Raw genomic sequence first — 18,231 nt, 5'->3', positions numbered from 1 at the left:
CGAGAGCCACAAGTTTCGAGCCGCCATTGGAAAACTTTCGTGAATGCGACGTCGATTCAGGATGCGGGAGCCGCCGTCGACTGCCGCACCACGAGAGACGTGGCCAGTTCGAGCCGCGCGTTGTCGACCTCGCCGGAGCGCAGGCGCAGCGCCATCCGCGTCGCCTCCTCCGCCATCTCCTGCAGCGGCTGGCGCACGGTCGTCAGCGGCGGACGCGCCCACAGCGCAGGCCGCACATCGTCGAAGCCGACGACAGAGACATCCCGTGGCACCTCCAGCCCCAGAGCCGCCGCTGCGTCGTAGACGCCGAGCGCCTGCTGATCGTTGCCCGCGAAGATCGCGGTCGGCCGGTCGCGGAGGCCGAGCAGCCGCCGCCCCTCCCTCTCGCCGTCCCGCTGCCCGAACGAGCCGGACCCCGCCAGCTCCTCCACGAACGGGATGCCCGCCTCGGCCAGAGCCGACTGGTATCCGGCCACCCTCGCCCGCGAGCACATGAGGTCGGCCGGCCCGGAGATGACGCCGATCCTGGTGTGGCCGAGGCCGATCAGGTGCCTGGTCGCCGCGACGCCGCCCGCCCAGTTGGTGGCACCGACGGCCGGGACGTCCGCTGGCGGATCGCCCGCGGGGTCCACGACCACGAACGGGATGTTCCTGGTGCGCAGTTGCCTGCGGTGCGCCACGGTCAGGTCGGAGAACTGCAGGATCACCGCGACCGGTTTGCGCTGCAGCACCCCGGTCATCCACTCGTCCCTCGGCGTGTGGTGGTCGCCGAGCGCGGAGAGGGCCAGCACGAATCCGGCCTCGCGCGTGATCCGTTCGACGCCGCGGATGATCTCGACCGACCACTCGCTCAGCAGGTCCTCGACGACCAGCTCGACCAGTCCGCCGCGCTCCGGGTCGAGCCCGCGCCTGGCGTACCCGGAGTCGCGCAGCAGCTCCTCGACTCGCTGGCGCGTGGATGAGGACACCCCGGGCCGACCGTTCAGCACCTTGGACGCGGTCGACAGAGACACGGACGCCTGCCGCGCTATTGCCTCCAGCGTCGGCCGGTTTCGATCGGACATGCACACACTGTGCCACAATGTGGCCCATCCCTTTCGCCCGATCCGGCGAAAACTTCCCAGGAGGACCAGCTCAGAGATGGCTTTCACCGACCTCTCCCCCGCCGAACTGCTCGCATTCCGCCCCGACGTGGACGAGCCGGACGACTTCGACGCGTTCTGGACAGAGACCATCGCCGAGGCGCGAGCAGCCGGAGGCGAGACGACGCTGACCCCGGCAGACACCCCGGTCACGCAGCTCATCGTGGAAGACCTGACCTTCCCCGGGTTCAACGGCGAGCCGGTGCGCGCGTGGGTCTCCCGGCCACGGGACGCGGAAGGCCCACTGCCCGCTGTGGTGCAATTCCAGGGCTACGGCGGCGGACGGGGGCTGCCAGGCGAGAACGTGCTCTGGGCGCTCGCCGGCTACGTGCACGTCTTCGTGGACACGCGCGGTCAGGGCAGCAACTGGGGAACGGGAGGCGACACCCCCGACCCGCACGGCTCCGGCCCCGCGACCCCCGGCTACATGACCCGCGGCATCCACGACCCGCACTCCTACTACTACCGCCGCGTCTTCACCGACGCGGTGCGGGCGGTGGATGCGACGCGCACCTTCCCGTTCGTCGACGCCGGCCGCATCGCCGTGACGGGCGGAAGCCAGGGCGGCGGCATCGCCATCGCGGCCGCTGCCCTTGCCGATGGCGTTCGCGCCCTGCTCCCTGACGTGGCGTTCCTCTGCGCCTTCCGCCGTGGCGCCGAGGTGGCGTTCGGCGGCCCATACCTGGAACTCGCCACCTATCTGTCCGTGCACCGCGACGAGGTGGATGCGGTGTTCCGCACCCTCTCGTACTTCGACGGCGTGAACTTCGCCCGCCGCATCCACGCCCCGTCCCTGTTCTCGGTGGCGCTCATGGACAGCGTCGTGCCGCCCTCGACCACGGTGGCCGCATACAACCACCTCGCGGCAGAGGACACGACCCTGGAGGTGTACCCGTTCAACGACCACGAGGGCGGGTCAGCCGTGCAGTGGCAGAAGCAGGCGCGCTGGCTGGCGACGCGCCTCGCGGTGTAGTCCGTCGGGCGCTGGCCTCCGCGCGTCTCGTTCCGAGGACTCAGTCTTTTGTATCACACTAGTAGGTCATTTGTACTACACTATATAAATGGCACCGATCAGCTGGGCAGCAAGCGCCGACAGGCATCACGTGGCGCACGAGGATGCGGTGCACGCGATCGTGAACGCGCTGTACGTCGTGCCTCAGTTTGATGACGGTCGCACTGGTGGGATCTCTCCGGACCTGTATATCGGCCCCGGCCGCGACGGGCGGATGCTCGAGGTCCTGCTGGAACGCACGTCGCGAACACAAGCGACCGTCTTTCACGTGATGTTGGTACGACCGAAGATTCTGAACGAGGCGAAGAGGAGGATCGGCAAATGAACCGGAAACTGACCGAAGAGCAGGAAGCGCGCTACGCACGCGCCGCCGACTGGGCGGAGGGCGTCGACGGAATCCCCGCCGACGCCACCGTCGTAGACGCCGCGGCGACCCATGGTGGCCGGACCCTGATGGAAGAACTGCTGGGTTCTCCCGAAGCCGTCGAGCGGGCGATGGGCAGGCCCCGCGTCGATGGCAGCATGACGGCGGGCCACTCCCCCGCCCGCCAGGTGCGGCTCGGACAGGAACTCGACGAGCTACTCACTGCGCGAGTAGAAACCGAGCACCGCAACCGCAGCGAAATCATCCGAGACGCACTGGCGCAGTATCTGAAGGCATCCTGAACGGCACGCTGCAGTCGGGGCCAACGGAAGCCCCGATCCGCCTGCTCCCTCTAGCGGCCTAGACCGTCTCCGGCACGCGCTCCGAGAGCAGCACCCGCACGGTCCGTCGATCCGAGGCCGTCACCGCGTGCACGGCGCCGGTCAGGGTCAGCGTCGCTCTCGGCGTCGCCGCACCTGGGATGTCCCGCACGTCGGCCTGCTTCTCGTTGACGATGGCGCCACCTGTCACCTCGTCGCCGCGGAGACCCGTGGATGCGGCCGCGTGCGTCGCCGCCCACACCTCGACGTCTCCAGGCTCGACCACCCTGACCATCCCTCTGTCGCTGAACGCGAACCGGGTGGCCGGCACGTCGAAGGTCACGCGCACGGCTTCGCCGGCGTCGAGCGTCACCCTGGCGTAGCCGAGCAGTTGCGCCACCGGGCGGGTGACGGTCGCCGCGATGTCACGGCCGTAGAGCTGCACCGTGTCTGCGCCGCGTGCGGGGCCGGTGTTGGTCACCGTCACGGTCGCTGCGAACGACCCGTCCGTGGATGCGGTCAGGTCGACCGCCAGGTCGGAGTACGCGAACGAGCTGTACGACAGGCCGAAGCCGAACGGGAGGACCGGAGTGGAGTCGGTCGCCGTCACGTCGGACGGCCCGCCGAGGATCGGATGCAGGTACGAGTACGGCTGCGCTCCGGCCGAGCGCGGCATCGAAACGGGGAGTCGGCCGGACGGGTTCACGCGTCCGGTCAGGATGTCGGCGATGGCGGGACCACCGCCTTCGCCGGGGAAGAAGGCCTGGAGCACGGCTCCCGGAGCCGCCTCGCTGTGGAGCGCCCAGTCGATCGCGTACGGACGGCCGGTGAGCAGGACCATGACGACAGGAGTGCCCGTCGCGATGACGGCCTCGACCAGGCGGCGCTGGGCGCCGGGCAGTTCGAGCGACTCGGAGTCGTTGCCCTCTCCGACCGTTCCGCGGCCGAACAGGCCGGCCTGGTCGCCGACCACGACCACGGCGAGGTCGGCGCTTGTCGCCGCATCCACAGCCGCCGCGAAACCGGACTCGTCGTCGCCCTCCACAGCGCAGCCCTCGGCGTGCACGAATTCGGGGACGGGGAGCCCTGCGTCCGCGAACGCACCCGGCAGCGATTCCAGCACGGTCGGGATCTCGAACCCGAGCGGGAGACCGGGGTGAGCGGCGAGCACGTGGTTGGCGAACGAGTAGCAGCCCTGCAGCGCCTCCGCCCTGTCGGCGTTCGGGCCGATCACGGCCACAGTCGAGAGCGCGGAGGAGCGTGCGCCGAGCGGGAGGACACCGTCGTTCCTGAGCAGCACGACCGATTCCTCGGCGAGGCGTCTGGCCAGCTCACGGTGCCGCGGCGAGTCGAGGTCGACCACCGAGGGTGGCTCGTCCTCGAACGCGTCGGCGTCGAGCAGGCCGAGCTCTTCCTTCTGGGCGAGCGCGCGGAGCACCGCGCGGTCGACGTATGCCTCGTCGAACGCACCGGAGCGGATGCGGTCGGCCAGCGGCTGCAGGTAAGCATCCCCGGTCGGCAGTTCGATGTCGATCCCGGCCTCCAGCGCGAGCGCTGCCGCCTCCCCGCGATCGGCGGCGACGGCGTGCATGACCTCCAGGAAGGCGACGGCGAAGTAGTCGGCGACGACGACGCCGTCGAACCCCAGCTTCTCCCGCAGCGTCCCGGTGAGCAGGTTCGGGTCGGCGGCCACGGGGACGCCGTCGATCTCGGTGTACGAGTTCATCACCGAGCGCGCGCCCCCGTCGAGGATCGCCATCTCGAACGGGGGGAGGAAGACGTCCGCGAGCTCGCGCGGCCCGGCGTGCACGGGCGCGTGGTTGCGGCCGGCACGGGACGCCGAGTACCCGAGGAAGTGCTTGAGCGTGGCGTGCACCCCCGCATCCTGCAGGCCGCGCACGTACGCGGTTCCCACGGTGCCGACGAGGTACGGGTCCTCGCCGATGCACTCGTCCACGCGGCCCCAGCGGGGATCGCGCACGACGTCCAGCACGGGAGCGAGCCCCTGGTGGATGCCGAGCTGCTTCATCGCGTCGCCGATCGAGCGAGCCACCTGCTCCACCAGGTCGGGGTCGAACGACGCACCCCAGGCCAGCGGAGTCGGGAAGGTCGCTGCCTTCCAGGTGGCGAGCCCGGTCAGGCACTCCTCGTGCACCAGCGCGGGGATGCCCAGCCTGGTCTCCCGCTTCAGCCTACGCTGCTCCTGCCACAGCCACGCCGCACGCTCCGCGGGGTCGACCGGCCGGGTGCCGTAGACCCTCGTGTAGTGCCCGATGCCGTGACGCGTCACGTCGGCGAGGCTGCCCTTCGCCTCTTGACCCGCGGCCATCTCGCCCTGCATCGGGGCGACGAGGCCGTTCTGGTCGAGCCAGTATCCGACGATCTGCGCGAGCTTCTCTTCGAGGGTCATCCGGGCGTGCAGCGCGCGGACGCGCTCCGAGACGTCTGGCATGGCCGCGGGAGGAACGGTCGCGGACTCAGTGCTTTTCTTCACAGGAACCAATCACAAAAGAGAGCTGAATGCGGGGAGAGAGAAATCGGTCGGACGCCGCGGTCAGCCCTTGACCGCGCCGGTCAGGCCGCCGACGATGCGCTTCTGGAAGATCGTGAAGAAGATCAGAGCGGGGATCATCGACAGCGAGGTGAAGGCGAGGACCTTCGCCGTGTCGACCGAGTACTGCGACGCGAACGCCTGCACACCGAGCGGCAGGGTGAACGTCGACGGGTCGTTCAGGATGAAGAGCGGGAGCAGATAGCTGTTCCAGCTCGCGATGAACGCCAGAATGCCCGTGGTCACCACGCCGGGGATCGACAGCGGCATCACCATCCGGAAGAAGAAGCCGAGGCGGCTGGTGCCGTCGAGGGATGCCGCCTCTTCGAGCTCGACCGGGATCGCCCGGATGAACGGGACGAGGATGATCACCGTGGTCGGCAGGGAGAACGCGATCTGCGGCAGGATCACACCGGCGAGGCTGTTGGTCAGCCCGAGGTCCTTGACGAGGATGTAGAGCGGCGTGATCGCGACGGTGAGCGGGAACATGAGCCCGGCCGCGAACAGGGAGTAGATCGCTCCGCGACCGCGAAACTCGTAGCGTGCCAGAACGTAGCTGACCATCAGACCCAGCGCGACGACGCCGGCCGTGGTGAGGATGCCGACGATCGCCGAGTTCCCGATCTCGATCCAGAACGTCGAGCTGGTCAGGACGTCCGCGTAGTTGACCATCACCCACGGGTTCGGCAGCCCAGCGGGGGATGTGGTGATCTGCGAGTTCGTGCGGAAGCCGCCGACGATCGTGTAGAGGATCGGCGCCAGGCACACGGCGATGAAGACGAGGGCGATGAAGTAGGTGAGCGGGCTGCCCCACTTCTCGCCGTTGCGGGAGAGCTTCTGCCTGCGGCCGCGCTGCTCGCGCGCCGGCGGCTGCACGGTTCCTGCTGTCGTTGCTGACATTACTTCTTACCCTCCGTTACAGCGCCAGCCATGTCGCGACGAAGCACGAAACGCTGGTAGATCAGGGCGATCACGAGCGAGATCAGGAACATGACGACGGCGACGGCGTTGCCGAAGCCGTAGTTGCCCGAGCCGCGGCCGTTGGCGACCATGTACGTCGCCATGGTCGACGTCCCCGCTGTCGCGGCCACGTACTGGCCCCAGATGATGTAAACCAGGTCGAACAACTGCAGAGAGCCGATGATCGACAGGAACGCCCAGATGCGGATGGTCGGGCCGAGCAGCGGCAGGGTGATGCGCCGCTGGATCTGCCAGTAGCTCGCACCGTCGATGGATGCTGCCTCGAACAGTTCCTCGGGGATGCTCTGCATCCCGGCGAGGAACAGGATCACGGCGAAGCCGATGTACTTCCACGAGATGATGAACATCAGCGACCAGATGGCGATGCTCGGGTCGGAGAGCCAGTCCTGCTTGAACGCACCCAGACCGATGCTCTGCAGGAGGTCGTTGACAGCGCCTGCGCTCTGCAGCATCAGGCTGAACCCGGTTCCGACGATGACCTCTGAGATCACGTATGGCACGAAGATCAGCACGCGGATGATCGTGCGACCGCGGATCTTCTGGTTCAGGAGCAGGGCGAGGATGATCGCGACCGGCCCCTGCATCACCAGGGAGAGCACGAGGATGATCCCGTTGTGCGCAAGGGCGTCCTGGAACGCCTTGTCCTGGAAGATGATCAGGTAGTTGTTGAGCCCCACGAAGTCGGTCGGGGCGCCGTAGCCCTTCCACTTGAAGAAGCCGTAGTACGCGGCGAGCACCACCGGGAAGATGACGAACGCCAGGAACACGATGATCGCGGGACCGGCCAGCAGGGCGATCTCGGATCGCTGACGCCAGCCGCCACCGCTGCGGCGTCGCTTGGATCGCGACCGCACAGGGGGTGACGCCACGACGGCGTCACCCCCGTTGGTGCGAGCGCTCGGAGCTGATTGCTCGTCGATGGCCGACTGAGCGCCGAGTGTCTCACTCATGATCGAGAACTATCCCTTGGCTCCGGCGTCGTTGACGGCCTTGACGATCGCCTCCGGGCTTCCCTTGCCTGCGAGCATGTCGACGACTCCGGCGTTCAGGGCGTTTCCGACGCTCTGTCCGTAGAGGGTGTCGAGCCAGACGGACACGTACGGTGCCTTGTTGTACGCCTCGAGGATCGACTTCAGCGCCGGGTCGGTGACGACCTCCTGAGCATCCTTGCTCGCCGGGAGGGTCTGGAACGCGGTCGCGTAGCCCTCCTGGTACTTCTTCTGCATGAAGAAGTTGAGGAACTCCGGGCACTCCTTCGGAGCCTTGGCAGCGCAGGTGAAGCCGTCGACTCCACCCATCATCGCGTCGGCCTTGCCCTTGCCGCCGTCGACCGCGGGGAACGGGAACCAGCTCAGGTCGGCGAGCGGCTTCTGGTCGGGGGTGAGCGATGCGATCACTCCCGGGTCCCACGCGCCCATCAGTTCCATGGATGCCTTGTGGTTCGCGACGAGACCGGCGGAGCTGCCTGCACCCTGCTGCGCGGTCGTGGTCAGGAAGCCGTCGTTGAACGGCTTGGTGGCTGCGAAGGACTGGAGGTCCTCACCGGCCTTGAGCCAGCACTTGTCATCGAAGCTGCGCGACTTGGCTGCCTTGTTCATGGTGTCCTGCGAGCACTCGCGCAGGGCGAAGAAGTAGTACCAGTGCGCTGCGGGCCATGCATCCTTGCCGCCGAGCGCGATCGGCTGCACGCCGGTCTTCTTGACGGCCTCGACCGTCGCCTCGAGTTCCGGGATGGTGGTCGGCGTCGCTGTGACGCCCGCCGCCTTGTAGAGGTCCTTGCTGTAGTAGATGCCGCCCGGAAGCACGGCCGTCGGCATTCCGTAGATCTTGCCGTCGACGGCGAACGAGTTCAGGACGCCCTCGCTGACCGCGGACTTGGTGGCCGAGTCGATCTTGTCCGAGATGTCCATCGCCTGACCGGCGGCGACCACGTCCGCGAGCTTTCCGCCGCCGCGTGCCATGAAGATGTCGGGACCGTCGCCGGAGTTCAGCGCGGTCTGCAGCTTGCCGTCCATGTCTTCGTTCTGGATGGACTGGATCTTGATCGTGACGTTCGGGTTGGCCTTCTCGAAGTCCGCGACCGTCTGCTGCCAGTAGGCCTTGCCCGGTCCGGTGGTGGAGTTGTGCCAGAAGGTCATCGTGACCTTGCCGTCAGCAGAGTTGCCGCCGTCGCCGCTACACCCCGTTGCGAGAAGGGCTGTGCTCGCGACGAGTGCGAGCAAGCCCGCCGCTCGAATTTTCCTCTTCATTGTGGAAACTCCTTGGTTGTCCTCATTGACGCACATTCGTCCGCCCGCCGAGAGCATCGCATCCATTCGCATCGTTTGTCAAACGTTGTCGATAACGTTTTCGATATCGTTATCGAAAACGTGCTGCGCAACGTGGAAACCCGCTGGGCGCACGGTACTGTGTCCACTATGTCCACCGAACTCGATCCGGCCGCCTTCGGCAGGGTGACGATCAACGACGTCGCCCGCGCGGCCGGCGTCTCGGTGTCCACCGTCTCGAAGGTCGTCAACGAACGATACGGCGTGGCCCCGACCACTTCACGCCGCGTGATGGAGGTGGTGAACGAGCTCGGCTATGAGACGTCGCTCGTCGCGAGCAGCCTGCGCAGGCGCAGCACGAACGTCATCGGCATCCTGGTGGCGGAGTTCGAGCCGTTCTCCGTGGAGATCCTGAAGGGCATCTCCGTGGCTGCGACGGGCACGGGATACGAACTGCTCGCGTATACGGGACTCGTCTCCGGCGAGAGCAGCGTGGGCTGGGAGCGCAAGTCGCTCTCCCGTCTGGCGGGGACGCTCATCGACGGCGCGATCATCGTGACGCCGACCACGCTCATCCCGAGCACGTCCATCCCTGTCGTCGCGATCGACCCGCACACCGGGCAGGGCGGACCAGCGACGATCGACTCCGACAACGTCGGCGGCGCGCTCGTCGCCGTGCGCCACCTCATCGAGCTCGGCCACACCAGGATCGCGCACATCCGCGGCCGCAGGGACCTCGCGTCCGCCCAGCTCCGCGAGGACGGCTACCGCACAGCACTCGAAGGGGCGGGCATCCCGTTCGACCAGGAACTCGTGCTCTTCGGCGAGTACTCCGCCGCGCAGTCGGCGACCGTCGCGAGGGAGCTGCTGAGCCGCCCCGACCGGCCGACCGCGGTGTTCGCCGCGAACGACACGTCGGCGCTCGGCGTCGTCGCTGTGGCACGCGAGCTCGGGCTGCGCATCCCGGAGGATCTGTCGGTGGTCGGCTTCGACGACATCCCGGATGCGGCGAACGCCACTCCCCCGCTGACCACCGTCGCGCAGCCCCTGCACGAACTCGGCGAGCGCGCGCTGCAGATGCTGCTCGCTCTCCTGGACGACCAGCCCGTGGCGGGCGGCATCCACCTGCCTGCGGAGCTCGTCGTCCGCGGGAGCACGGGCCCCGCACCGTCCGCCTGACGAAAATTCCATTTCCCGTCGGCCGCTCTCGCTGATATGTTCTTAGAAACAACAATTTCCCTCCGAGAGTGAATCAGTGTCGATCTATTCCGCAGCCGCACCGTCGAGCACGGCGCAGGCCCACCGCATCCACGATGCCGTCGTGACGGTTCTGGATGCGCGGGGAGAGCCGCTCGCGGGCGTCGAGGTCACGGTCGAACAGACCAGGCACGCCTTCGCGTTCGGGAACATCGGCTTCCACTTCATCCCCCTCGCCAACGGGGAGAGCACGAGCGACGCGGACGAGCGCCTCGCCGCCCTGTACACCGACGTGTTCAACACGGCGACCCTGCCGTTCTACTGGGGCCGCTTCGAGCCGCAGCGCGGCGAGCCGGACACGCTGCGGCTGCAGCGCACGGCGCGCTGGTTCCGCGAGGGCGGCATCGCGCTCAAGGGCCACCCGCTGGTCTGGCACACGGTGCAGCCCGACTGGCTGCTCGGCCTGCCGCTCGACGAGGTCGAGCGCCTCCAGCGCGAGCGCATCCGCCGCGAGGTGCGCGACTTCGACGGCCTGATCGACACCTGGGACGCCATCAACGAGGTCGTCATCATGCCGGTGTTCGACAACGGCGACAACGCGATCAGTCCGCTCGCCCGCGCCAGGGGCCGCATCCAGATGATCCGGATGGCGTTCGAGGAGGCGCGCGCCGCCGATCCGCGGGTGAAGCTGCTGCTCAACGACTTCGATCTGTCCACCGCGTACGAGTGCCTGATCGAGGGCGTGCTCGAGGCGGGCATCCCGATCGACGCCATCGGTCTGCAGACGCATATGCACCAGGGCTACCGGGGCGAGGATGCGATGCTCGCGACCGTCGACCGGTTCGCCCGCTACGGCCTTCCGCTGCACCTGACGGAGACGTCGCTGGTCTCCGGGCACCTGATGCCGGCCGACATCGTCGACCTCAACGACTACCGCATCCCCTCGTGGCCGTCGACACCGGACGGCGAGGAGCGCCAGGCCGACGAACTCGTGCGGCACTACCGGTCGCTCGTCGCGCATCCCGCCGTCGAGGCCATCACCTACTGGGGCATCACCGACGCGGACGCCTGGCTCGGTGCGCCGATCGGGCTGGTCCGCGCGGACGGCACCCCCAAGCCCGCGTACGACGCGCTGCGCCGCCTGGTGAAAGAGGACTGGTGGCTCGCACCCACCACGACCGTCACCGACGAGCACGGCCGCGTGGCCGTCTCCGGATTCAGCGGCGACTACCTGGCGAGCGTCGGCGACGCCGGCATCGCATTCACCATCGACCCCACCACCGATCGAATTCCGATCTCCATCCCATCGAACACCTGAAGGAAACTCCCATGACCGCAACACCCACCCGCGAGGACAAGTTCTCGTTCGGCCTCTGGACCATCGGCTACAACGGCACGGACCCGTTCGGCGGCCCGACCCGCCCGCAGCTCGACGTCGTCGAGGCCGTCACCAAGCTCAACGAGCTCGGCGCGTACGGCCTGACCTTCCACGACGACGACCTGTTCGCGTTCGGCTCGACCGACGCCGAGCGCCAGAAGCAGATCGACCGCCTCAAGGGTGCCCTGGCCGACACCGGCGTCATCGTGCCGATGGTGACGACCAACCTGTTCAGCGCCCCGGTCTTCAAAGACGGCGGCTTCACCTCCAACGACCGCGCCGTGCGCCGCTTCGCGCTGCGCAAGGTGCTCCGCAACCTCGACCTGGCCGCAGAGCTCGGCGCCAAGACGTTCGTCATGTGGGGTGGCCGCGAGGGTGCGGAGTACGACTCGGCCAAGGACATCCGCTCGGCGCTCGAGCGCTACCGCGAGGCCGTCAACCTGCTCGGGCAGTACGTCACCGACAAGGGATACGACATCCGCTTCGCCATCGAGCCGAAGCCGAACGAGCCCCGCGGCGACATCCTCCTCCCGACCGTCGGACACGCGATGGCGTTCATCGAGACGCTGGAGCGTCCGGAACTCGTCGGCGTCAACCCAGAGGTCGGCCACGAGCAGATGGCCGGACTGAACTTCGCCGCCGGAATCGCCCAGGCGCTGTACCAGGGCAAACTCTTCCACATCGACCTCAACGGCCAGCGCGGCATCAAGTACGACCAGGACCTCGTCTTCGGTCACGGCGACCTGCAGAACGCGTTCGCGCTCGTCGACCTGCTGGAGAACGGCGGCCCGAACGGCGGCCCGTCGTACGACGGTCCCCGTCACTTCGACTACAAGCCGTCGCGCACCGAGGACATCACCGGCGTGTGGGACTCCGCGGCCGCCAACATGCGCACCTACCTCCTGCTCAAGGAGCGCGCGCAGGCGTTCCGCGCCGACCCCGAGGTGCAGGAGGCCCTGGAGGCGTCGCGCGTCACCCAGCTCGCGCAGCCGACCATCGGCGCCGGCGAAAGCTACGACGACCTGCTCGCCGACCGCTCGGCGTACGAAGACTTCGACGCCGACGCGTACTTCGGCGGCAAGGGCTTCGGCTTCGTCCGGCTGCAGCAGTTGGCGCTCGAGCACCTGCTCGGCGCTCGCTGAACCGACCCACTCCTGAGGGGCGTCCCGACCGGGGCGCCCCTCTCCCCCGTTGAAAGGACAGAGCGGATGACCCTGGTCGCCGGAGTCGACTCATCCACCCAGAGCTGCAAGGTCGTCGTGCGCGACCTCGAGACCGGAGCCGTCGTGCGGTTCGGCCGTGCCGCGCATCCGGACGGCACGGAGGTCGCCCCCGCCGCCTGGTGGGCGGCGCTGCAGCAGGCCATCGCGGAGGCGGGCGGACTGGACGATGTCGCCTCCGTCTCCATCGCAGGGCAGCAGCACGGCATGGTTGCACTGGATGCACAGGGCCAGGTCGTCCGCGACGCCCTGCTCTGGAACGACACCCGCTCCGCGCAGGCCGCGCGAGACCTGATCGCCGAGGTCGGAGCCGCAGCGTACGCCGCGCGCGTCGGTGTGGTGCCGGTCGCGTCGTTCACGGCCACCAAGCTGCGCTGGCTGCGGGATGCGGAGCCGGAGAACGCCACGCGCGTCGCGGCCGTCGCGCTCCCGCACGACTGGCTCACCTGGCGGCTGCTCGGGTATGGCCCGGAAGGCGAGAGCGAGCTCGGTCCCGACCTCGACGCCCTGACGACCGACCGCTCCGACGCGAGCGGCACCGCATATTGGGGCGCCGCCTCCGGTGCGTACGACCTCGACCTGTTCTCCCAGGCGTTCGGCCGCGGCGCCCGCGAGGCAGGCACGGAGGGCGACGGCGTGGTGCTCCCCCGCGTGCTCGGGCCTGCGGAGCCGGCCGGGCGCACGCCGTCCGGCGTGCTTGTCGGGCCGGGAGCGGGAGACAACGCTGGCGCCGCGCTCGGTCTCGGCGCCGCGGACGGCGACGTGGTGGTGTCCATCGGCACCAGCGGCACAGTGTTCGCAGTGACGGAGGCTCCGGTCGCAGACGAGAGCGGCACGGTCGCGGGCTTCGCCGACGCGAGCGGACTCAGCCTCCCCCTCATCGCCACCCTCAACGCGGCCCGCGTGCTCAGCTCCATCGCCGACCTGCTCTCGGTCGACTTCGACGGGCTCGCCGAGCTCGCGCTGTCCGCCGAGCCTGGTGCGGAGGGCGTCGTGCTCGTGCCGTACTTCGAAGGAGAGCGCACACCGAACCTGCCGGACGCGACCGCGAGCATCCACGGACTCACCATCGCGAGCACCAGGCCGGCCACCGTCGCCCGCGCGGCCATCGAGGGGATGCTCTGCGGCCTCGCAGACGGTCTCGACGCCGTGCGCGCGGTCGGCGTGCGCGAGAAGCGCGTGCTCCTGATCGGCGGCGCGGCGCAGAACCGCGCCGTCGCCACCATCGCGGCGCAGGTCTTCGACGCCCCCGTGGTCGTGCCGTCGCCTGGCGAGTACGTCGCGGACGGGGCCGCCGTTCAGGCGGCGTGGGCGCTCACCGGTACGCGTCCGTCGTGGACGGTGGATGCGGCCCCCGCGCTGGCCGTCGACACCCGGCCGGTCATCCGCGAGCAGTACGCGGCTGCGAGCGCGACGGCGGCTGCGAGCGCGACTGCGGCTGCGAGCGCAACCGCGGCTGCGAGCGCGACCGACTGAGGGGGACCTCGGGTCACTGAGGCGGCGCGGACAGCAGTCGGCGCCGCCTCAGTCCGCAGCGTGCTGCGCGGCCATCCGCACCGGCGCGTTCCCCGCTCCGTAGCCGTCGTAGGCTCCGCACCGCTGCACCAGCTCGATGAAGACGTTCCCGACCGTCGGCGTGTAGAAGTGGACGAACTCTCCGTCCGCATCGCGGTCGTAGAGCAGGTCCAGCGTGCGCAGCTCGGCGATCCGGTCGGCGTCGAGGTCGAACCGCACCGCGAGGTCCTCGTAGTAGTTCGCGGGGACGGGCAGGAAGCGCAGCCCGCGCTGCCGGGCGCGGCGGGCGAGCCCGGCCACGTCGGAGCAGGCGATGGCGACGTGCTGAGCCAGGGGCCGCGCATCCGGTGTCGCATCGCCCTCGGACAGCGACGGCGCCACGTTGAGCGCGAACCGCACCCCGCCGTCGCGCGAGCGGATCACCTGGCTGCGGACCAGCCCGACAGGGCCGGCGACCTCGGTGGGGGCCGACGGCCGGAGCGCCAGGAGGCTCCCGTAGAAAAGCACCGCCTCGTCGAAGTGGGCGGCCGGCTGCGCCAGGTTCACGTGGTCGATCCGGTCGATGGCTGGATCGCCGTCGCCGAAGCCGCCGGTGAACTCCGCGACCCAGTCTGGCACAGCGGCCCCGGCGGGCTGCGTCGACCAGTAGACCTCCGTGCCGTCCGGGGCGACCACCGCCGGAAGCTCCTGGTCCTGCGCGCTCGTGCGGCGGAACGCGGAGGGAACGCTGAGCTCCGACGCCCTCGCCGCGGCGGCAGAAGAGTTCTCGACGTCGAGGCCGACGGCCGTGATCGACGGCTCACAGCCGCGCGCCTGCTGCTCGTTGAGGATCACGCGAGCCGACCCGCACGACCACAGCCGCACGTCCTTGGTGCGGTGCTGCCCGGCGAACGCGAAGCCGAGGCGATCGAGCACGTCCGCCACGGCGTCGGTGTTCTCCGCCGTGATCTCCACGAAGTCGAACCCGCGCGGCTCCGGCACGGTCGTCACAGAGTCGAGGGCCGCGGCGGACGGATGCTCCGCCAGCAGTCGGGCCGTCGCATCCTCCAGCACGCGCAGCGAGCGGAGCGCGTGCCGAGCCGTCCTCCGCGCATCCGTCTGCCGGAAGGTGTCGTTGAACACTTCGAGCGACAGCGGCCCCGTGTACCCCGCGCGCATCACGTGGCCGAGGAACGCCGGAAGGTCGAAGCCGCCCTCTCCCGGGAACAGGCGATGGTGCCGGCTCCAGGACAGGACATCCATCGACAGCAGCGGCGCGTCCGCGAGCTGCACGAAGAAGATCTTCTCGCCGGGAATGCTCTCGATCGCGGCGGGGTCGTGGCCGCGCGACAGGATGTGGAAGCTGTCGATGCAGACGCCGAGCGCGTCGTGGTCGGCACGCTCCACGATCCGCCAGGACCGCCGGTAGTCGTCGACGAACCGGCCCCAGGCGAGGGCCTCGTACGCGATCCTCATGCCGCGCGCGCCTGCCAGGTCGGCCAGACGCGCGAGCTGGGATGCGGACACCGCGTCGTCGTCGACGGTGGCCGTCGCCACGTTGCTGCAGACCAGCACCGTTTCGATGCCGAGACGGTCCATCAGCTCGAACTTGGCCTCCGCACGGCGGAGCACGGCGCCGAACTCCTCCTCGGCGACGCCCTCCGCATCCCGGAACGGCTGATAGAGCGAGAGCTCGAGGCCGAGCCTGTCGCTCAGTGCCCGCAACTCCTCCGGCGACTGCTGGGCGACGACGAGGTCGGGCTCGAAGAGCTCTACGGCGTCGAACCCCGCGTCGGCGGCTGCGTGCAGCTTGTCGACGATGGTGCCGGAGAGGCAGACGGTCGCGATCGAGGTGCGCATCAGCGCCCGGCTGCGATCAGGTCGAGGAAGTGCGCGTGCATCCGTGCCCTGTCCGGCTCGCTGCCGGTGATCAGGCGGAACGCGTCCGCCGCCTGGCCGACCGCCATCTGGCCGCCGTCGAGCACCCGGCATCCCGCCGCTCGCGCAGCGGCGACCAGTTCGGTGACCACCGGGCGGTAGACGATGTCGGCCACCCACAGTCCCGGATGCAGCAGGGCGGCGTCCACCGGGATGCCCGGGTGCGAGTGCATCCCGACGAAGCTCGCGTTGACCAGACCATCGGCGTGTTCGAGGAGGGCGGCGACGTCGGAGGGAGTGGCGGCCTCGACCTGCGCGGCGGGGAAAGCGGCGGCAGTCTCGGCGGCGAGCCGCGCTGCCGCGGCATCGACCACATCGACGATCGCGAGTCTGCGGACCCCTGCTCCCAGGAGCGCGTGCGCGACGGCCGAGCCTGCGCCTCCGGCGCCCACGAGGACGACGGAATCCAGGTCGGCCCCCGGAAGGCCGGCGGAGAGCGCGGAGGCGAAGCCGGTGACGTCGGTGTTGTGTCCGACGAACAGTCCGTCCCTGACGAGCACGGTGTTGACCGCCCCGACCGCCTGCGCCACCTGGTCGATCGTGTCGAGCACGGACAGGACCTCGCGCTTGCACGGATGCGTGATGTTGAACGCGGAGAAGCCGAGCGCCCGCGCCTCGACCAGGATCCTGCCCACCTCGACGGCGCTCCTGCCCATCGCGGCCAGATCGAGCGGGCGATAGAGGTAGCGCATCCCGTGGGCGTCGCCCTCCGCCTCGTGGAGTGCCGGGGTGAGCGACGGCAGCACGCCGTCGCCGATCAGTCCGACCAGGTGCGACTCATCCACGGTGCTCATCGGAGCCTCCTCTGCCGATCGATATTGGATGCTGGAATTTGGTTGACACCGCCGCCAGCGCCTTCCTAACGTACCGTATAGTTCATTCATCATTTAAGGCGGGTCTTCGGCGCGCCCAGAGCGACCAGAGGACGAATCAATGGCGAATACGACCGCCGCTCCCCCCAGCACGAACCCCGGCGACACCCCCGGAAAAACCCCGCGACGCGCGGCCGTCGCCAGCTTTCTCGGCTCCGCCGTGGAGTACTACGACTTCTTCATCTTCGGCACGGCTGCGGCGCTGATCTTTCCGCACATCTTCTTCCCGGATGCCAACGCGAACGCGCAGGTGATGTCGTTCGCGACCTTCGGGTTCGCGTACGTCGCGCGACCGATCGGGGCGATCTTCCTCGGTCACTTCGGCGACCGCATCGGGCGGCAGCGCGTGCTGGTGTTCACTCTCGTGCTCATGGGACTGTCCACGTTCATCATCGGCTGCCTGCCCACGTTCGAGACGATCGGCTGGTTCGCGCCCGCGCTGCTGGTGCTGTGCCGACTGATGCAGGGCCTCTCCGCCGCTGGCGAGCAGGCGGGCGCGAGCTCGATGACGCTCGAGCACGCACCGGAGAACCGGCGGGCGTTCTTCACGTCGTGGACTCTCACCGGCACGCAGGGCGGGCAGATCCTCGCGGCGCTCGCGTTCATCCCGATCCTGATGGCTCCGGACGAGTTCACGTACACGATCGGCTGGCGCATCCCGTTCTGGCTGTCCGCCCTCGTGGTCGTGATCGCGTTCGTCGTGCGCCGTTCGCTGCACGAGTCCCCGGAGTTCGAGGAGGCGAAGAGCAAAGGCGAGCTGGCCAAGCTGCCGGTGGCCGACCTGCTGCGCGACCACTGGCGGGATGTGCTGCGCGTGATCCTCTGCGCGACCGTCTCGGCGGTGTCCACCGTGATCACCACGCTCGCTGTCGCCTACGGGATCGGCGTCGGCGTCGACAAGGGGATGACGCAGTGGCTGGTGGTGGCCGCGAACGCCGTGGCCCTGGTCACGCAACCGCTGTTCGGGATGCTCGCCGACCGCATCGGGCGCAAACCGGTCTTCGTCTATGGCGCCCTCGCGAGCGCAGCCCTGCTGCCGTTCTATCTCCTGTCCATGTCGCAGGAGAACATGGGCATCGTGTTCGCGCTCTCCGTCGCGACGTTCTCCTGCGGCTACGCAGCAGCGAACGCGGTCTGGCCCGCGTTCTACAACGAGATGTTCTCACGCCGGGTGCGGTTCTCCGGGGTCGCGATCGGCACGCAGATCGGGTTCCTCGCTGCCGGGTTCGCACCGACCATCATCACGGCGATCAACGCCGCCGTCGGCGCGACGGCCGAGAACAGTTGGGTGGTCATCTCGATCTTCACCGCCGGCATCGCGGTGCTGGCCTCCGTCGCAGCACTCACAGCGCGCGAGACGGCGCATGTGCCCACCGGCGAACTCGGCCAGGATGGCGCGCCAGACGCCGTCGCCGCACCGGAGCCTGCAGCGGTGCGCTGACACATCGAGCGCACGACACACGAAAGGGTGCGACCGGGAGACTCCCGGTCGCAC

General features: G+C 69.0%; 15 protein-coding genes. 8 read left to right on the top strand and 7 right to left on the bottom strand.

The features are described 5' to 3' along the window. Positions 1–56: 56 nt before the first annotated feature. Entirely contained in the window at positions 57–1,064 is a 1,008-nt protein-coding gene (locus ACYVGI_RS15440; protein ID WP_460633482.1) for a LacI family DNA-binding transcriptional regulator, read from the bottom strand. 76 nt (positions 1,065–1,140) lie between these two features. On the opposite strand from ACYVGI_RS15440, the gene ACYVGI_RS15435 reads away from it, so the two are divergent. From ACYVGI_RS15435 to ACYVGI_RS15425, 3 genes are all read left to right on the top strand, one after another. Continuing rightward, complete coding sequence (locus tag ACYVGI_RS15435) at positions 1,141–2,115, top strand: acetylxylan esterase (protein WP_460633481.1); 975 nt, start codon at positions 1,141–1,143, stop codon at positions 2,113–2,115. A gap of 88 nt (positions 2,116–2,203) precedes the next feature. Next, the gene (locus tag ACYVGI_RS15430; protein ID WP_460633480.1) at positions 2,204–2,479 is read left to right on the top strand and encodes a hypothetical protein; all 276 of its coding nucleotides are present in this window, start codon (positions 2,204–2,206) and stop codon (positions 2,477–2,479) included. Then, the gene (locus ACYVGI_RS15425) at positions 2,476–2,820 is read left to right on the top strand and encodes a ribbon-helix-helix domain-containing protein (protein ID WP_460633479.1); all 345 of its coding nucleotides are present in this window, start codon (positions 2,476–2,478) and stop codon (positions 2,818–2,820) included. Before ACYVGI_RS15430 ends, ACYVGI_RS15425 begins: the two co-directional genes overlap by 4 nt. 58 nt (positions 2,821–2,878) lie before the next feature. Here the strand turns inward: ACYVGI_RS15425 and ACYVGI_RS15420 are convergent, their stop codons facing one another. From ACYVGI_RS15420 to ACYVGI_RS15405, 4 genes are all read right to left on the bottom strand, one after another. After that, on the bottom strand, positions 2,879–5,290 hold the full coding sequence (locus tag ACYVGI_RS15420) for a beta-xylosidase/alpha-l-arabinosidase (protein WP_460633807.1): 2,412 nt from the start codon (positions 5,288–5,290) through the stop codon (positions 2,879–2,881). A 102-nt stretch (positions 5,291–5,392) separates the two neighbouring features. Beyond that, positions 5,393–6,289, bottom strand: a complete 897-nt coding sequence (locus ACYVGI_RS15415; RefSeq protein ID WP_460633478.1) for a carbohydrate ABC transporter permease — start codon at positions 6,287–6,289, stop codon at positions 5,393–5,395. Continuing rightward, positions 6,289–7,320: a carbohydrate ABC transporter permease gene (locus tag ACYVGI_RS15410; RefSeq protein WP_460633477.1), complete on the bottom strand. Its 1,032-nt coding sequence runs from the start codon at positions 7,318–7,320 to the stop codon at positions 6,289–6,291. The genes ACYVGI_RS15415 and ACYVGI_RS15410 overlap by 1 nt, the downstream gene beginning before the upstream one ends. A gap of 9 nt (positions 7,321–7,329) precedes the next feature. Then, the gene (locus ACYVGI_RS15405; protein ID WP_460633476.1) at positions 7,330–8,619 is read right to left on the bottom strand and encodes an ABC transporter substrate-binding protein; all 1,290 of its coding nucleotides are present in this window, start codon (positions 8,617–8,619) and stop codon (positions 7,330–7,332) included. Positions 8,620–8,787: 168 nt separating this feature from the next. Here ACYVGI_RS15405 and ACYVGI_RS15400 point away from each other — a divergent pair, with 168 nt between their 5' ends. The 4 genes from ACYVGI_RS15400 (at position 8,788) to ACYVGI_RS15385 (ending at position 13,908) form a co-directional block, all read left to right on the top strand. Next, a complete protein-coding gene (locus ACYVGI_RS15400; RefSeq protein ID WP_460633475.1) occupies positions 8,788–9,816 on the top strand; it encodes a LacI family DNA-binding transcriptional regulator in 1,029 nt (342 codons plus the stop codon). A 76-nt stretch (positions 9,817–9,892) separates the two neighbouring features. Then, positions 9,893–11,152: an endo-1,4-beta-xylanase gene (locus ACYVGI_RS15395; protein WP_460633474.1), complete on the top strand. Its 1,260-nt coding sequence runs from the start codon at positions 9,893–9,895 to the stop codon at positions 11,150–11,152. A gap of 11 nt (positions 11,153–11,163) precedes the next feature. Beyond that, on the top strand, positions 11,164–12,354 hold the full coding sequence (xylA, locus tag ACYVGI_RS15390) for a xylose isomerase (protein WP_460633473.1): 1,191 nt from the start codon (positions 11,164–11,166) through the stop codon (positions 12,352–12,354). A 66-nt stretch (positions 12,355–12,420) separates the two neighbouring features. Then, entirely contained in the window at positions 12,421–13,908 is a 1,488-nt protein-coding gene (locus tag ACYVGI_RS15385) for a xylulokinase (protein ID WP_460633472.1), read from the top strand. A 48-nt stretch (positions 13,909–13,956) separates the two neighbouring features. Here ACYVGI_RS15385 and ACYVGI_RS15380 read toward each other — a convergent pair whose 3' ends face one another. Both ACYVGI_RS15380 and ACYVGI_RS15375 read right to left on the bottom strand, forming a co-directional pair. Further along, on the bottom strand, positions 13,957–15,786 hold the full coding sequence (locus ACYVGI_RS15380; protein WP_460633471.1) for a bifunctional sugar phosphate isomerase/epimerase/4-hydroxyphenylpyruvate dioxygenase family protein: 1,830 nt from the start codon (positions 15,784–15,786) through the stop codon (positions 13,957–13,959). Further along, the gene (locus tag ACYVGI_RS15375) at positions 15,786–16,658 is read right to left on the bottom strand and encodes a shikimate dehydrogenase (protein WP_460633470.1); all 873 of its coding nucleotides are present in this window, start codon (positions 16,656–16,658) and stop codon (positions 15,786–15,788) included. Before ACYVGI_RS15375 ends, ACYVGI_RS15380 begins: the two co-directional genes overlap by 1 nt. 139 nt (positions 16,659–16,797) lie before the next feature. Here ACYVGI_RS15375 and ACYVGI_RS15370 point away from each other — a divergent pair, with 139 nt between their 5' ends. Continuing rightward, positions 16,798–18,177, top strand: a complete 1,380-nt coding sequence (locus ACYVGI_RS15370) for an MFS transporter (protein ID WP_460633469.1) — start codon at positions 16,798–16,800, stop codon at positions 18,175–18,177. Positions 18,178–18,231: the final 54 nt, after the last annotated feature.

The organism is Leifsonia lichenia (assembly GCF_054780215.1).
This window is presented reverse-complemented; position numbering and strand designations above follow the sequence as displayed.

What these genes read in the sequence shown, in the direction of transcription:
- ACYVGI_RS15370 (WP_460633469.1), top strand. Translation starts at nt 16,798, where the DNA reads ATGGCGAATACGACCGCCGCTCCCCCCAGCACGAACCCCGGCGACACC.
- ACYVGI_RS15440 (WP_460633482.1), bottom strand. Translation starts at nt 1,064, where the DNA reads ATGTCCGATCGAAACCGGCCGACGCTGGAGGCAATAGCGCGGCAGGCG.
- ACYVGI_RS15375 (WP_460633470.1), bottom strand. Translation starts at nt 16,658, where the DNA reads ATGAGCACCGTGGATGAGTCGCACCTGGTCGGACTGATCGGCGACGGC.
- ACYVGI_RS15385 (WP_460633472.1), top strand. Translation starts at nt 12,421, where the DNA reads ATGACCCTGGTCGCCGGAGTCGACTCATCCACCCAGAGCTGCAAGGTC.
- ACYVGI_RS15430 (WP_460633480.1), top strand. Translation starts at nt 2,204, where the DNA reads ATGGCACCGATCAGCTGGGCAGCAAGCGCCGACAGGCATCACGTGGCG.
- ACYVGI_RS15380 (WP_460633471.1), bottom strand. Translation starts at nt 15,786, where the DNA reads ATGCGCACCTCGATCGCGACCGTCTGCCTCTCCGGCACCATCGTCGAC.
- ACYVGI_RS15405 (WP_460633476.1), bottom strand. Translation starts at nt 8,619, where the DNA reads ATGAAGAGGAAAATTCGAGCGGCGGGCTTGCTCGCACTCGTCGCGAGC.
- ACYVGI_RS15410 (WP_460633477.1), bottom strand. Translation starts at nt 7,320, where the DNA reads ATGAGTGAGACACTCGGCGCTCAGTCGGCCATCGACGAGCAATCAGCT.
- ACYVGI_RS15425 (WP_460633479.1), top strand. Translation starts at nt 2,476, where the DNA reads ATGAACCGGAAACTGACCGAAGAGCAGGAAGCGCGCTACGCACGCGCC.
- ACYVGI_RS15435 (WP_460633481.1), top strand. Translation starts at nt 1,141, where the DNA reads ATGGCTTTCACCGACCTCTCCCCCGCCGAACTGCTCGCATTCCGCCCC.
- ACYVGI_RS15420 (WP_460633807.1), bottom strand. Translation starts at nt 5,290, where the DNA reads ATGCCAGACGTCTCGGAGCGCGTCCGCGCGCTGCACGCCCGGATGACC.
- xylA (WP_460633473.1), top strand. Translation starts at nt 11,164, where the DNA reads ATGACCGCAACACCCACCCGCGAGGACAAGTTCTCGTTCGGCCTCTGG.
- ACYVGI_RS15400 (WP_460633475.1), top strand. Translation starts at nt 8,788, where the DNA reads ATGTCCACCGAACTCGATCCGGCCGCCTTCGGCAGGGTGACGATCAAC.
- ACYVGI_RS15415 (WP_460633478.1), bottom strand. Translation starts at nt 6,289, where the DNA reads ATGTCAGCAACGACAGCAGGAACCGTGCAGCCGCCGGCGCGCGAGCAG.